Below are 14,983 nucleotides of genomic sequence, written 5' to 3' on the forward strand. Positions count from 1 at the left end.
CGGTAGACGACGAGCCCTGAGGAGCCCCGGCGGACGTGGTCACCGCCACGCGCTGCCGCCACGCACTGCCGCCGGGTTCTGCCGTGCGCGGATCATACCGACGTCGGATGCCGGACCGGGGCCGGAGAGCCTATGCTTCCCGGGTCGCACGACCGAGCCCCGGTCGGCGGCCTCTCGGAAGGAAGCTCGTGACCCTGCTGCGCCTGGTGCTCGAGGCCCTCAAGCCGTACCGGATCTGGGTGCTCCTGGTGGTGCTCTTCCAGATCGTCGGCGTGCTGGCCGCGCTCTACCTGCCCACCCTGAACGCCGACATCATCGACGACGGCGTCGCCCAGGCCGACATCCCGGTGATCTGGCAGCTGGGCCGGCTGATGCTGGTGATCTCCTTCGGCAACATCATCGCGCTGGTGGTGGCGAACTTCTTCGCCGCCCGCTCCGCGATGCGGGTCGGCAAGGACCTGCGCTCGCGGGTGTTCGGTCAGGTCAGCTCCTTCTCCCCGCGCGAGCTCGCCGAGTTCGGCACCCCCTCGCTGATCACCCGCTCCACGAACGATGTCCAGCAGGTGCAGATGCTGGTCTTCTTCTCGCTGAACATGCTGGTCCAGGCCCCGGTGACGGGCATCGGCGGCGTGATCCTGGCGCTGCGGGTGGAGCCGGGGATGGCCTGGCTGATCGCGGTGATGGTGCCGGTGATGCTGGTGGCCGTCGGCCTCCTGATCGTCAGGGCCGCGCCGCTGTTCAAGCAGATGCAGGGCGCGATCGACGACATCAACTCCGTGCTGCGCGAGCAGATCACCGGCATCCGCGTGCTGCGCGCCTTCGTGCGGGAGGACCGCGAGCGCGAGCGCTACGCCGTGGTCAACGACCGGCTCACGGATCTGAACCGCCGCATCGGCCTGCTGATGATCCTCATCAACCCGATCATCATGTTCATCCTGAACCTCTCCAGCGTGGCGGTGCTGCTGGTGGCCGCGCCCCGCATCGAGACGGGCCAGATGGAGGTCGGCTCGATCACCGCCTTCATCGCCTACCTGATGCAGATCCTCATCGCGGTGATGATGGCGACCTTCATGACGATGATGATCCCGCGCGCGATGGTCTCCGCCGAGCGCATCACCGAGGTGCTGGAGACCGAGACCAGCGTCCACCAGCGCACCGACGGCATCCGCGAGCTCGAGGGTCCGATCGAGCTGACCTTCGAGGACGTCTCCTTCACCTACCCGGGCGCCGAGCGCCCGGTGCTGGAGAACATCTCCTTCTCCGCCCGCGCCGGGCAGAGCGTCGCGATCATCGGCGGCACCGGCGCCGGCAAGACCACCCTGCTCAACCTGGTGCCGCGGCTGATGGACGCGAGCGAGGGCAGGGTGCTGCTGAACGGGCACGATGTGCGCGATCTGGACGCCCGCGTGCTCTGGGACCGGGTGGGCCTGGTCCCGCAGCGGCCCTACCTGTTCTCCGGCACCGTCGGCTCGAACCTGCGGTTCGGCAACCCCGCGGCCGACGAGCAGGAGCTGTGGCACGCGCTGACCGTCGCCCAGGGCCGTGACTTCGTCGCCGCGATGCCCACCGAGCTGGAGTCCCCGATCGCCCAGGGCGGCACCAACGTCTCCGGCGGGCAGCGGCAGCGGCTGTGCATCGCCCGCGCCCTGGCCGCGAAGCCCTCGCTGTACCTGTTCGACGACTCCTTCAGCGCGCTGGATCTCACCACCGACGCACGGCTGCGCGCGGCGCTGGTCCCGGAGACCCGCGATGCGCTGCTGCTGATCGTCGCCCAGCGGGTCTCGACCATCACCGGCGCGGACCTGATCCTGGTGCTAGACAACGGCCGCGTCGTCGCCCAGGGCACCCATACCGAGCTGCTCGAGCACTCGGAGACCTACCAGGAGATCGTCCGCTCCCAGGGCGTCGAGGAGGAGGTGGCCTGATGAGAGCACGGAAGAGAACGCCCCGAGCCCCGCAGGAGCCCGCGACTCCCGTCGGCTCCCAGGCGCCCGCGACCCCCGCCGGGGACGAGGCGGCCACGGCCGCCGAGATCGCCGCGGAGAAGGACGCCGCCCGCGGGCTCCGCCCCGGCCAGAGCGCCCGCAGCTTCTGGCCCTCCACCAAGCGCCTGGTGGCCGAGATGGGCCCCGAGCGCGCCTTCCTGTTCCTCGCGATCGCCGTGGGGCTCGTCTCGGTGGCGTTCAGCGTGGTGGGTCCGCGCATCCTCGGCCACGCCACGGACATCATCTTCACCGGTCTGATCTCGAAGGACCTCCCCGCGGACGCCTCCCCGGCCGAGGTGGTCGCCGGTCTGCGCGCCCAGGGCCAGGACCAGTTCGCGGACATGCTCTCGGGGATGACCCTCACCCCCGGCCAGGGCATCGACTTCACCGCGCTGCACCAGACCCTGGCGCTGGCCGTCGGCCTCTTCGCCGTCTCCGCGCTGCTGATGTGGTTCCAGGGCCTCGCGCTGAACCGCATCATCTACCGCATGGTCTCGCGGCTGCGCCGCGAGGTGGAGGAGAAGCTGCACCGGCTGCCGCTGGCCTACTTCGACCGGATGAAGCGCGGCGAGATCCTCTCCCGCGTCACCAACGACATCGACAACATCCAGAACACCCTGATGAACACCGTCACGGGACTGGTGAACTCGATCCTGATGGTGCTCGGCGTGCTGGTCATGATGCTGACCATCTCCTGGCGGCTGTCCCTGATCGCGCTCGCGGTGATCCCGGTGGCGCTGGTGGTCACGAGCATCGTCGGCAAGCGCGCGCAGAAGCTGTTCGCCCAGCAGTGGGACGCCACCGGCGTGGTGAACTCCGAGGTGGAGGAGGCGTACACCGGGCACTCCCTGGTGACCGTCTTCGGCCGCCGGGACGAGGTCGCCGCCCGCTTCGAGGAGCGCAACGAGACCCTGTTCCGCGCCACCTTCGGCGCCCAGTTCGTCTCCTCCCTGATCATGCCGCTGATGATGTTCGTGGGGAACCTGTCCTATGTCGCTGTCGCGATCGTGGGCGGGCTGCGGATCGTCTCCGGCCAGCTCACCCTCGGGGACGTCCAGGCCTTCATCCAGTACTCCCGCCAGTTCACCCAGCCGCTGTCCCAGGTCGCCTCGATGGCGACCATGCTGCAGTCCGGGGTGGCCAGCGCCGAGCGGGTCTTCGAGCTGCTGGACGCCGGCGAGCAGGAGCCCGAGACCACGACCGACACCGCCGCCGCGGGCATCCGCGAGGGCCGGGTCGAGTTCGAGCACGTCGCCTTCTCCTACAGCCCCGACCGGGAACTGATCACCGACCTCTCGCTGGTCGCGGACCCCGGGCACACGGTCGCGATCGTGGGGCCGACGGGGGCCGGCAAGACCACCCTGGTGAACCTGGTGATGCGCTTCTACGAGGTCGGCGGCGGCCGGATCACGATCGACGGCATCGACATCCGCGACCTCACCCGCGCCCAGCTGCGCGCACGCACCGGGATGGTCCTCCAGGACACCTGGCTGTTCAAGGGCTCGCTGCTCGAGAACATCCGCTACGGCCGGCTGGAGGCGACCGACGAGGAGGTGATCGAGGCGGCCCGCGCCACCCACGTCGACGACTTCGCGCGCCAGCTGCCGGGCGGCTACGACACGATCGTGGATGACGACGAATCCACCCTCTCGGCCGGCGAGAAGCAGCTGGTCACCATCGCCCGCGCGTTCCTGGCCCGACCGAACCTGCTGATCCTGGACGAGGCCACCTCGAGCGTGGACACCCGCACCGAGGTGCTGGTGCAGCAGGCCATGAACGCCCTGCGCCAGGGCCGCACCAGCTTCGTGATCGCCCATCGGCTCTCCACCATCCGCGATGCGGACCTGATCCTGGTGATGGAGGCCGGGGACATCGTCGAGCAGGGCAGCCACGACGAGCTGCTCGCCCTCGGCGGGGCCTACGCCCGGCTGTACCGCTCGCAGTTTGAGGGTGCCGCGGTGGACATCGACGCCGAGGAGGAGGTCGCGACGACCACCGGCGGGATCGCGCTGGAGGGGTGAGGGCGGCCGACGGTGAAGCACGCGACAGCAACTTGTTTCCATGCAGAGACGTGAATACTATTCATCGGTGACGTTCTCCCGGCCCCGTCGGCGCACCCTGCTGCGCGCCGCACCCCTGCTGCTCGCCACCTGTGCCCTCACCCCGGCGCTGGCCTCCTGCACCCACGCCTCCGAGCGCCTGGACGCGGAATCGAACGCCGTGCCCGAGGTGGACCTCTCCGGCATCGAGGAGGTCCCCGAGATCGCAGACCTCGTGCCCGCAGAGATCCGTGAGCGCGGCGAGCTGATCAACGGCGCCGCCCTGAACTACGCCCCCGGCGAGTTCGTCGGCAGCAGCGGCGAGGCCATCGGCTACGACATCGACATCCTCGCCGCGATCGGCGCGGTGCTGGGGCTGACCACCCGCACCGAGGCTGCGGTGTTCGCGCAGATCATCCCCGCCGTCGGCGCCACCTACGACCTCGGCATCTCGAGCTTCACCGTCAACGCCGAGCGGCTCGAGGCGGTCACGATGGTCTCCTACTTCCAGGCCGGGATCGCCTACGCCGTCAAGGCCGGCAACCCCTACGACATCCACCCCGAGGATCTCTGCGGCAAGCGGGTCGCCCTGCAGGTCGGCACCTACCAGGAGGAGCTCTCGATCGAGCGCTCGCAGGAGTGCCGCGACGCCGGGGAGCCTCCCTACGACATCCTCGCCTACACCTCGAACTCCGATGCGGCGACCAACGTCGCCGGCGGCAAGGGCGACATCCTGATGGCCGACTCCCCGGTCGCCGCCTACGCCGTCGCCCGCTCCCGCGGCACCCTCGAGGCGATCGGCGAGATCGAGGAGTCCGCGCTGAACGGCATCGTCGTCGCCAAGGACCAGCCCGAGCTGGCCGAAGCGCTGCGCGCCGCACTCCAGCACCTCATCGACTCCGGCCACATGGAGCGCATCCTCGCTGCATGGGGCAATGACGCCGGCATGATCCCGACCGCGGAAGTGAACCCCCAGCCGTGAGCACCACCCAGACCTCCGCCCCCGCTGCGCCGGGCTTCACGCCGATCCGCGCCCGGGCCGCCTCCCGTCCCGGCACCTGGATCTCCGCCGTGGTCGTGGCCGTGCTGGCCCTCGGCCTGCTCTGGTTCCTGGTGACCAACCCGGTGCTCGCCTGGGGCACCGTGGCCACCTATCTGCTGGACGTCAAGGTGATCCAGGGCGTCGGCTGGACGCTGCTGCTGACCGCGGCATCGATGGTGCTGGGCACCGCCGTGGCGCTCACCGCCGCGATCATGCGCCGCAGCGAGAACCCGGTGCTGCGCGGCGTGAGCTGGGCGTACATCTTCGTCTTCCGCGGCATCCCGGTGTACACCCAGCTGGTGTTCTGGGGCCTGTTCACCGTGATCGTCCCCAAGATCGTGGTGGGAGTGCCCTTCGGCCCCGAGCTGCTGAGCTTCTCCACCCGCGAGCTGCTCACCGCGTTCTGGGCCGCCGTGATCGGCCTGGGGCTGAACGAGGGCGCCTACCTCGCCGAGATCATCCGTTCCGGCCTGAACTCCGTGGACAGAGGGCAGTCCGAGGCCTCGAAGGCGCTGGGCATGAGCAACGGGACGATCCTGCGCCGGATCATCGTGCCGCAGGCCATGCGGGTGATCGTCCCGCCGCTGGGCAACGAGACCATCGGCATGCTGAAGACCACCTCCCTGGTGCTCGCGGTGCCCTTCACCCTCGACCTCACCTTCGCCACCAACGGCATCGCCAACAAGCTGTTCACCCCGATCCCGCTGCTGATCGTCGCGGCGCTGTGGTACCTGGCGATCACCAGTGTGCTGATGGTGGGCCAGCACTACCTCGAGAAGTACTTCGGGCGCGGTTTCGACGACCGCACCCCGCCCGCCGGTCGCGGCGGACGCTCCCGTCAGGCCGCGGTGAACCGCGCCGGCACCACCCCGCAGGACCCGCTCCCGGAGGTGGAGCTGTGATGAGCCGGACCCCCGAGAACCCCGCGCCCGGCGCCGACTGGACGCCCGCCGCCCCGCCCCGTCCCGTCATCGAGGTCGAGGCGGTCCACAAGACCTTCGGCGACCTGCACGTGCTCAAGGCCTGCGACCTCACGGTGCACGCCGGCGAGGTGGCGGTGCTGGTGGGCCCGTCCGGCTCCGGCAAGTCCACCCTGCTGCGCTGCATCAACCAGCTCGAGGAGCCCACCGCGGGACGGGTCCTCATCGACGGCGAGGTGCAGGGCTTTCAGCCCGACCCGCTGCCCGACGGCCGCTGGCAGCAGCTCACCGCCGCCCAGATCGCCGCCCAGCGCTCCCGCATCGGCATGGTCTTCCAGCGCTTCCATCTGTTCCCGCACCTCACGGCGCTGACGAACGTGATGGAGGCACCGGTGCAGGTGCGCGGGCTGCCCAGGGCCGCCGCCGAGAAGAAGGCCCGCGCCCTGCTGGAGCGCGTGGGACTGGCCGACCGCGCCGAGCACTACCCCGCAGAGCTCTCAGGTGGGCAGCAGCAGCGGGTCGCGATCGCCCGGGCGCTCGCGATGGACCCCGAGCTGATGCTCTTCGACGAGCCCACCAGCGCCCTGGACCCGGAGCTGGTCTCCGAGGTGCTCGCCGTGCTCAAGGACCTCGCGGCCGACGGCATGACCATGGTGGTGGTGACCCACGAGATGGGCTTCGCCCGCGAGGTGGCCGACCAGGTGGTGTTCATGGACGAGGGCCGCATCCTCGAGCGCGGCACCCCCGAGCAGGTCGTCGACCACCCGCAGTCCGAGCGCCTGCAGAGCTTCCTCGCCTCGGTGCTGTGAGCCGGGCTGCGGCGCGCCCGGCTCCGCCCTGCCCAGGCAGGGTGCGGCTCGTCCTGCCCGGCCCCGCTCCGCTGGCCCGGCCCCGCTCCGCTGGCCCGGCCCCACCCCGCTGGCCCGGCCCCACCCCGCTGCTCGCCGCGCCCGCAGCTGGTCCCGGCCACCAGATTTCTGACCCATATGAGGTTTGAACGGCTGTGGAGCGTTCGGACCTCACCAGCGTCATAGTTCTGGTGGTGGCCTGGTGGCGTGGCGACGCTGTCGTCGGCGAGAACCAGACAGCTCAGGCCGCGGGGATCTCGAACTCGGCGCGGAACTCCGGGACGGTGGCGTCCTCGCCCAAGATCTTCATCTCCGGTCGCACGTACGCGCCCTTGATCGTGTCCCCGGTGCTCTCGAGGTAGATCGGGATGTACCCGGTGGCCTCCCCGTCGCGGCGTGAGGGGCCGTCGAAGTATTCGTAGCCAGCGTCTATCAGCTCGTCATCGGCGCTGGCCGCGTAGTTGACCAGCTCGCCGCCGTCGTCCAGGTAGAAGTCCCGCTGGCTGACGACGCCGCCGTAGATATCTCCGGGCGTCACCGCGACCTCGAGGTAGATCATCTCGCCCTCGGGGTTGTCGGTGGCCATGTCGTACTCGGTGGGGTTGTGGCGCGTCGCGGAGACGACGGTGATCACGTCACCGGTCTCCTCATCGGTGAACTCCGTCCCGATCTCCACCGCCGCCGCCTCGGCGGCCGAGGTGTCACCGCCCTCCTCAGAGCCTGACTCGTCGCCGCCCTCCTCGGAGTCCTCCGTCGCGTCGTCCGAGCTGTCCTCGGATTCGGTGGCGTCGGTGTCGGTGTCGGTGTCGGTGTCGGTGTCGGTGTCCTCGTCCGCGTCGGCCTGAGGGGCGTCGTCCTCAGTCGACGTGGTGCTGCCCGCATTGCGCTCCCCCTCGGCGGGGGCCTCGTCGGCACCCCCGCAGGCGCTCAGGGCGAGCATGGTGGCGGCTGCCAGGACTGTGCCGCGGGTGAAGATCGTTCGGGACATGGCGTCCTCCTCGTGTCGTGGAGCGGCCAACATATCCGCAGGTGAGAGACGTGCGCGATGGGGAGTGCTCCCCATGCAGAGGTACCCGTGCAGTACTCCCCGTGCAGAGCTGCCCCCGGCACAGCATTCAGGCGGCGGTCAGCTGTGCCACCTTGCGTCGGCCGAATCCTCCAACCTCCGCGATGACCCGCAGGATGTCCTGCTGAGTCGCGGGCCAGTGGTGCCAAACCTGGTCATAGCTCACGCGCAGCACCTGCAGCCCGTGCCGGATGGCGCGCAGATCCCGACGGCGGTCCCGACCGAAGGCGTCCTCGTCGGAATGGAACGCGCGCCCGTCGATCTCCAGGAAGACCCCGCCGACGTAGGCATCCAGATATCCCACCCCCTCCACGTACACCTGCTGCTCGACCTGGAACCCGCCGCGTCGCAACCACCGCACGACCCTCGTCTCCGAGCCGGAATCGCTCGCCGAGGAGAGCATGCCGATCCGGGAGCGGACGGCATCTGGCGCGTCGTCGAGGATCTGCTGGACCTCAGCGGGGGAGAGGAGGCCGCGCTCCATCGCGGACTCGAGCAGGATCGCGGAGGTCTCGCCGCTGCAGCAGCGCAGTGCATGGGTGAGGGCGAGGCGGAGCGAGGCGACTGCATCCGGCTCCGGCCACGAGCGGCTGCGTGGGGAATGCGCGATCATCGTCGACAGCAGGGGGGCTCTGCTGCCGGCCCGGTAGACGTGCAGGTGTTTCCTCTCTGCGGTGGGTCTCGCAGGGATCCACAGGCCGTGCATCCTCAAGGCGTCCACACAGGTCAGTCGAAATCCGGCGGCCAGGGCTCGGCTCACGTCGGGGACGGCGGTGGGCACGGCGTACCAGCCGGACGCGATGCGCCGCAGCTCGCCCCGCTCGAGAGCGGCTCGCATCGTCCATTGCGTGAGGTCGAGGGCCGGAAGCTGACTGCGTCGGGCGACACCGAGCTGCTCTGCGCCCAGGTGGAGGGTTCCCTGCAGCCGACGTGCAGGTTGCGAGGGGCGCCAGGCGCTCGCCGGCAGAGTCAAGCGGCTGGGACCGAACATGCTCCGAGTCTGGGCGCGAACGGTGCGTAAGGGGCGGTGGACCGGAGCAATGTGGACAGCGGGGATGTGGGGAGGGACGGTCGGCCACCGGAAGAATGACGCATATGAAGTGTGAACGGCGCATACGCGTTCACACCTCATATGGGGCAGATATCTGGTGACACCGCCGAGCGAATCTGTCGGGATCCGGGCCGGCGCCGCCGAGCGGGGTTGCCGGGGCTGGGCCGGCGCCGCGACAGGCGCCCCTACCCGCTCACCACTCCAGGATCTGCCAGCGCTTCTTCTTCGCCACCGCGTACAGGCCCAGGTCCGGGGCGACCGCGGCGGGGGTGCCCACCAGGTCGAGCCAGGCAGCGTCGGCATGGGAGTCGCCGTAGCCGTAGGAGGTGGCCAGGTCCGCGCCGTGCTCGGCGGCGTACTTGCGCAGCCAGTTCGCGCGGGCCTCGTCGACCAGCGGAGGCGTGGCCAGGTAGCCGGTCATCACGCCGCCCTCGTCCTCGTCCATGTGGGTGGCGACGACCTCGTCGAAGAGGTCCGCGAGCGGCTCGACCAGCACGTCCAGCGCACCGGAGACCAGCACCGTGCGGTGGCCGGCGGCGCGGTGGCGCTCGATCGTCTCCAGCGCCTCCGGGCGGACGGAGGCGCGGATCCGGCGCCCGGCCTCGCCCTGCATCAGGGTGCGCAGGTCGGCGCTGCGGTAGCCCTTGTAGCGGCGGTTGACCAGGCGGATCAGCTCCGAGCGGTCGCGCTTGTCGGCGCGCAGGTAGCCGGGCACCGCGGCGAGCAGGCCACCGATCTCCGCCGGCCAGGTGCGGCGCGGTCGCGTGGCGCGGACCACGGCGAAGTACTGCTGGACGATGTTGGTGGCCAGCACGGTGCCGTCGAGGTCGAACACGGCCAGGGAGTCGGTGGACTCCTTCAGCGCGGGGGTGGGACGCGAGGCCCGCTTCGTCTGCGCCGACTTCGCCCGGGAGTACGCCTTGGTCAGGTCGGTGACCGCCGGCAGGTGCTGCGTCTGGAAGTAGTCCTTCCAGACGAGTCCGGTGATGTCGAAGTCATGGGTCTCGAGGAACTCCGCCGGGAGCTCGTCCCGCAGCGCCCGGGTGTTGGCGTCGTCGAAGACCATCTCGGTCTTCGTGTAGTGGCGGTACAGCTCGATGTACTTGCGCAGCATGGTCAGGCCCGAGGTGGCCGTGTGCAGGCTGGAGGTCCACTCCCGCGTGCGCCGGGTGGCGGGGAGATAGGCGACCGCGGCGGCGCCGAGCTTCGCCGAGAGCTCCTTGGCGCGGAACCGCTGCTCGACCATCTCCACGGCCGGGAAGGACCACTCGGGCACCTGGATCGGTCGGCCCTTGTCATCCTCCAGCGGGTACTGCACGAAGTACTCGCGCACCGCGGTGACCATCTCGTGGAAGGGCAGCGGGTTCGAGTTGCCGGAGACCACCTGGTAGTAGGCGTCATCGCCGCGGCGCGAGACCTCCTGGGTGGCGAGGGCGACGATCACGTTGACCACGTGGTCCACCGGGATCACGTCGAGGATGGAGTCCGCCAGGCCCGGGAACTCGGGCAGCACGCCACGGCCGTAGGCCATGATCAGCGGGTCGGCGACCTTGTAGCCGTCGATCCAGCCCGGGTAGGGCTTCGTCATCGCGGACTCGATGATCGAGGGGCGCACGAAGGAGACGCGGTGGCCGCCCGCGGCCCACAGCTCCTCGGCGACCTGCTCGGCCATCGCCTTGGTGAAGGTGTAGATGTCGGTCCAGCCGACGGACTGGGCGCGGGTGCGGCCGAAGTCGACCAGGCGCTCGTCGACCCATTCGCGGCGGGCGTCCTCGGAGGCGGCGGCGACGGTCTTGGGGCCCATCCGGCCCACGCGCAGCTTCGCGGCGCGGATCTGGGAGCGCAGGGTCTCCGGCTTGCGGGACTCGGCCTCGACCCGGGCGCGGGCGGCGAGGGCGGCCTCGTACTCGGCGCGCCAGTCGACGTCGGCCTGGAGCGAGCCCTCCTGGCGCAGACCCTTCGAGATGCCGCCGACGTAGGCGGTGGAGACGTGGATGACGTGCGGGTCCTGCCCGGAGGCGAGCAGCGCCTCGTACAGGTTCTGCGCGCCGCCGACGTTGGTGCGGAAGGCCTCGTCGATCGGGGGGTCGAAGGAGACCGAGGAGGCGGAGTGGATGACCACGTCGAGGGGTTCGGTGATCGCGGGCATGTCGGTGAGGTCACCCTCGAGCACGCTCACGCGGGCATCGAAGATCTCCTTCAGGCGGGCCCTGCCATCGACCGCGGTGCCGTCCTCGCCCTGCGCGCCGAGCAGCTCTGCCCAGGAGGAGAAGACGGGCTTGCGCAGCAGCTGTTCGAGCCGCTTGCGGCCGGTGACCGAGCCCTTGGGGCGCACAACGGCGGTGACGTGGACGTTCTCGGTGGTCTCCAGCAGCGACCGCAGCACGGCCTGGCCCAGGAATCCGGTCACGCCGGTCAGCAGGATCCGACGGGCCCCGCTGGTCGAGCCGCCGGCGGCGGGCTGAGCGGCGGGGGAGGTGCTGTGCGACATGGGATCCTCTGTGGACGGGTACGGCGGGGCGCGGGGCGCGGCTGCGGCGACACCCGCGGGGTGCCCGGCGGGGCTCCCACCAGGGGGCTTCTCCGCGCTGGTCAGGGCGGCGCTAGTGTATCGTAGCCGCCATGCATAGGGCCCTGATCACCGGCGGCACCGCAGGCATCGGGGCCGCGTTCGCCAGAGCATTCGCGGGTCGTGGGACAGCGCTCGTGCTGGTCGCGCGGGACGCCGATCGCCTCACCGAGGTCGCCGCGCAGCTGCGCAGAGAGTTCGGTGTCGAGGTCGAGACGCTCGTCGCCGACCTCTCCGACCGTGACGCCCAGCAGCGCGTCGCCGACCGCCTCGAACTCACCGCCGAGCCCGTCGACGTCCTGGTCAACAATGCCGGCTTCTCGGTGAAGGCGAGCCTGCTGGAGGAGGACCTCTCCGCGCATGACCGCGGCTTCGAGGTGATGATCCGGGCCGTCCTGAAGCTCGGTGGCGCCGCGGGGCGAGCGATGAGCGCGCGCGGCGAGGGCTGGATCATCAACGTCGGCTCCGTCTCGGCGCTGGTCACCCAGAACAACTACTCCGCCATCAAGGCGTGGACGGGCAACTACTCCGAATCCCTGGGCGTGCAGCTGCACGGCACCGGGGTGCAGGTCACGGCGCTGATGCCGGGCTGGGTGCGCACCGAGTTCCATTCCCGTGCCGGGATCACGGGCTCCTCGATCCCCGGACCGCTCTGGCTGGATCCCGAGCGTCTGGTCGAGGACTGCCTGCGCGATGTCGCCCGGGGCAGGCCGGTCTCGATCCCCTCGACCCGCTGGAAGCTGATCGCAGCGGTGCTGCGCGCCATGCCGCGCGGCCTGGTCGCTAGGCTCAGTTCCCTGCTCAGCCACCGCCGCACCCGGGAGAAGTGATCGTGTGACCCCGCAGGACATCCCGCCCAGCACCGACCCCGACGCCGAGGATCCCGATCCCGCCGCGGACCCGTCGCCCCCCGCGCCGACCGCCCGGTCACGGGCGGCCGACGCGACCGCGAGGGCGACCGATGACCTGAAGGACCGCTCGCGGCGGCTGCTGGACTCGCTGTCCGCGCACTCCCTGTCCGCGCGCTCCCGCGGCGAGGGCTGGGAGAAGCCCACGGGGGAGCTGGCCAAGTACCGCTCGGGCTGGCGGGCCGCGGCCCGCTTCGTGCTGCAGCGCGTGCTCTTCCGCGGCTTCGTGAACTCCGTCGTCTCCCCGCAGGTGCAGACGCACCGCCGGGTCAAGAGCATCCGCGGACCGTTCGTGCTGGTCGCGAATCACACCAGCCATGTGGACGGCCCGCTGCTGGCGATGAGCCTGCCCTGGGCCCAGGGCAGGTTCCTGTGCACCGGGGCCGCCGCGGACTACTGGTTCGACCACTGGTACCGCCGGATCTTCGTGCGCACCATGCTCAACGCCTTCCCGATCGACCGCGGCGGCAGCCGCAGGCACGCCGGCACCTCACGCCGGCTGCTGCGCTCCGGGGTCCCGATCCTGGTGTTCCCCGAGGGGACCCGGCAGACGACGGGGAGGATGTCGGACTTCAAGCCCGGTGCCGCGGCGCTCGCGATCGGGGTCGGCGTGCCCGTCGTGCCCGCGGCGATCATCGGCGGCTACGAGGCGATGCCCAAGGGCCGCTACTGGCCCCTGCCGGGCCGTCCGCCGGTCCGCGTCGTCTTCGGCGAGCCGATGATCTCCGACCCGGACGAATCCGCCGTCGAGTACTCGAGGCGGATCCACACGCGGGTGAAAGACCTGTACGACGAGCATCACGACGAGGTCCTGGGCGTGGCCGCCCGGGGCGAGGAGGATTCCGCATGAGCGATCGGCTGAGCGCGCGCGAGGTCAAGCGGCACAAGTGGTGGGGCTGGGGACTGGACGACGTCACCTTCCGGTACGATAACAAGCCCGCATTCCCGGTGCTGGCGAAGAACAAGGTCGGCGTGGACCTGGACTCCCAGCAGCCGGTCGTGCCCGACCTGTCGGTCTTCGAGATCCCCGCGGGCCGCCTGCCGCAGGAGGTGCGCTCCGGGCTGACCGCGGCGGTCGGCGCGGAGAACGTGATCGAGGACGACGAGTACCGCGTCATCCACTCCTTCGGCCGCTCCCTGCCGGACCTGTTCCGCGTCCGGGCCGGAGACTTCGCCCGGCTGGTCGACGTCGTCGTCTATCCCGCCTCCGAGGAGGAGGTCGCCGCGGTGCTGCGGCTCGTGCTCGAGCAGGACCTGGTGCTGATCCCCTACGGCGGCGGCTCCAGCATCTCCGGCTCGGTCACGCCGGACGTTGCCGAGCAGCGCCCCGTGATCTCCCTGAACCTGGGCCGGATGCGCGAGGTGGTCGAGATCGACGACACCGCGGGCCTGGCCCGGGTCGAGGCCGGCGTCTACGGCCCCGATCTCGAGGAGCAGCTCAACGCCGAGGGGTGGACCGTCGGCCACTTCCCGGACTCCTTCACCTACTCGACCCTCGGCGGCTGGGCCGCGACCCGCTCCTCCGGCATGCAGTCGGACAAGTACGGGGACATCGAGGACATCGTGCGCGGGCTGCGCCTGGTCCACCCCGACGGCGTCGCGGTCACCAAGCCGATCCCGGGCCGGGACTCCGGCCCCAGCGTGCACGAGATGATCCTGGGCAGCGAGGGCCGGCTCGGCGTGATCACCGAGGCCACCGTGCAGGTCCATCGCCTCGCCCCGGTGCGCCAGGTGATCGCGTACATGTACCCGGACTGGGAGCACGGCATCCGCGGCATGCACGCGATCGCCCGCTCCACCGACGTCACCCCCACCTTCACCCGCCTCTCCGACGGGCCGGAGACCGAGTTCAGCCTCTCCATGGTCAAGGAGCCCAGCTCCACCAAGGGCCGCGTCGCCGCGAAGGTGCAGGACGGGCTGTTCGCCTACCTGCGCTCGAAGGGGTGGGACACCACGAACGAGATGTCGATCTCCTACGTGTGCTTCGAGGGCTCCAAGGAGGCGGTCGAGCAGCAGAAGGCGCTGGTGAAGAAGATCGTCAAGAGCAACGGCGGCATCACCCTGGGGGCGGGTCCGGGCGCGATCTACGACCAGAAGAAGTTCGACACCCCCTACCTGCGTGACTTCCTGATGGACTATCAGGTCTTCGGCGACGTCTGCGACACCGGGGCGACCTGGTCGCGGCTCAACGAGCTCCATGCCAGGGCCTACCAGGCGTTCTACGCGACCCAGGAGGAGCAGGGCCTGCCCGGCTTCATGTTCTGCCACATGTCGCACAGCTACCACGCCGGGGCCTGCCTCTACTTCACCTTCGCCTTCCCCTACTCCTCCAAGCAGCAGGCGCTTCAGCAGTACTACGCCGCCAAGGGCGCGGTGCAGCAGACCTTCGTGGACCTCGGCGCGACGGTCAGCCATCACCATGCGGTGGGCACCGAGCACCAGCCGTGGATCACCGAGGACATCGGCGAGGTCGGCACGCGCATGGTCAAGGGCCTGTTCGCGGACAACGACCCGGGCCGGAACCTGAACCCCGGCAAGGTCGTCTCCCCCTGAGC

The 14,983-nt window shown here is 70.3% G+C and carries 11 protein-coding genes; 8 read left to right on the top strand and 3 right to left on the bottom strand.

Going from position 1 to position 14,983, the window contains the following annotated elements:
* The first annotated feature begins 188 nt into the window (after positions 1-188).
* The 5 genes from CFK38_RS05035 to CFK38_RS05055 all read left to right on the top strand — a co-directional run bounded on the left by CFK38_RS05035 (position 189) and on the right by CFK38_RS05055 (position 6,795).
* Positions 189-1,925, top strand: a complete 1,737-nt coding sequence (locus CFK38_RS05035) for an ABC transporter ATP-binding protein (protein WP_096802105.1) — start codon at positions 189-191, stop codon at positions 1,923-1,925.
* The gene (locus CFK38_RS05040; protein ID WP_096802106.1) at positions 1,925-4,006 is read left to right on the top strand and encodes an ABC transporter ATP-binding protein; all 2,082 of its coding nucleotides are present in this window, start codon (positions 1,925-1,927) and stop codon (positions 4,004-4,006) included. The genes CFK38_RS05035 and CFK38_RS05040 overlap by 1 nt, the downstream gene beginning before the upstream one ends.
* A gap of 67 nt (positions 4,007-4,073) precedes the next feature.
* A complete protein-coding gene (locus CFK38_RS05045; protein ID WP_096802107.1) occupies positions 4,074-5,006 on the top strand; it encodes an ABC transporter substrate-binding protein in 933 nt (310 codons plus the stop codon).
* Positions 5,003-5,968 carry an amino acid ABC transporter permease gene (locus tag CFK38_RS05050; protein WP_096802108.1) on the top strand — a complete coding sequence of 322 codons (966 nt, stop codon included), beginning with the start codon at positions 5,003-5,005 and terminating at the stop codon, positions 5,966-5,968. The genes CFK38_RS05045 and CFK38_RS05050 overlap by 4 nt, the downstream gene beginning before the upstream one ends.
* Positions 5,968-6,795, top strand: coding sequence for an amino acid ABC transporter ATP-binding protein (locus tag CFK38_RS05055; protein WP_096802109.1), 828 nt, complete (start codon positions 5,968-5,970; stop codon positions 6,793-6,795). Before CFK38_RS05050 ends, CFK38_RS05055 begins: the two co-directional genes overlap by 1 nt.
* A gap of 280 nt (positions 6,796-7,075) precedes the next feature.
* Here the strand turns inward: CFK38_RS05055 and CFK38_RS17280 are convergent, their stop codons facing one another.
* From CFK38_RS17280 to CFK38_RS05075, 3 genes are all read right to left on the bottom strand, one after another.
* Positions 7,076-7,822: a hypothetical protein gene (locus tag CFK38_RS17280; RefSeq protein WP_172895766.1), complete on the bottom strand. Its 747-nt coding sequence runs from the start codon at positions 7,820-7,822 to the stop codon at positions 7,076-7,078.
* Between the two features lie 127 nt (positions 7,823-7,949).
* Positions 7,950-8,891 carry an endonuclease domain-containing protein gene (locus CFK38_RS05070; protein ID WP_096802111.1) on the bottom strand — a complete coding sequence of 314 codons (942 nt, stop codon included), beginning with the start codon at positions 8,889-8,891 and terminating at the stop codon, positions 7,950-7,952.
* Between the two features lie 253 nt (positions 8,892-9,144).
* Positions 9,145-11,442 (bottom strand): HAD-IB family hydrolase, encoded by a 2,298-nt coding sequence (locus CFK38_RS05075; RefSeq protein WP_096802112.1) that lies wholly within the window; start codon positions 11,440-11,442, stop codon positions 9,145-9,147.
* 131 nt (positions 11,443-11,573) lie between these two features.
* Between CFK38_RS05075 and CFK38_RS05080 the strand changes: the two genes are divergently transcribed.
* The 3 genes from CFK38_RS05080 to CFK38_RS05090 are packed head-to-tail and all read left to right on the top strand — an operon-like array spanning position 11,574 to position 14,981.
* Positions 11,574-12,350: an SDR family NAD(P)-dependent oxidoreductase gene (locus CFK38_RS05080; RefSeq protein ID WP_096802113.1), complete on the top strand. Its 777-nt coding sequence runs from the start codon at positions 11,574-11,576 to the stop codon at positions 12,348-12,350.
* A 4-nt stretch (positions 12,351-12,354) separates the two neighbouring features.
* Positions 12,355-13,278: a lysophospholipid acyltransferase family protein gene (locus CFK38_RS05085; protein ID WP_096802114.1), complete on the top strand. Its 924-nt coding sequence runs from the start codon at positions 12,355-12,357 to the stop codon at positions 13,276-13,278.
* Positions 13,275-14,981 (top strand): FAD-binding oxidoreductase, encoded by a 1,707-nt coding sequence (locus CFK38_RS05090; protein WP_096802115.1) that lies wholly within the window; start codon positions 13,275-13,277, stop codon positions 14,979-14,981. Before CFK38_RS05085 ends, CFK38_RS05090 begins: the two co-directional genes overlap by 4 nt.
* Positions 14,982-14,983: the final 2 nt, after the last annotated feature.

Origin of the sequence: Brachybacterium vulturis (assembly GCF_002407185.1) — a bacterium.
Classification (GTDB): domain Bacteria; phylum Actinomycetota; class Actinomycetes; order Actinomycetales; family Dermabacteraceae; genus Brachybacterium; species Brachybacterium vulturis.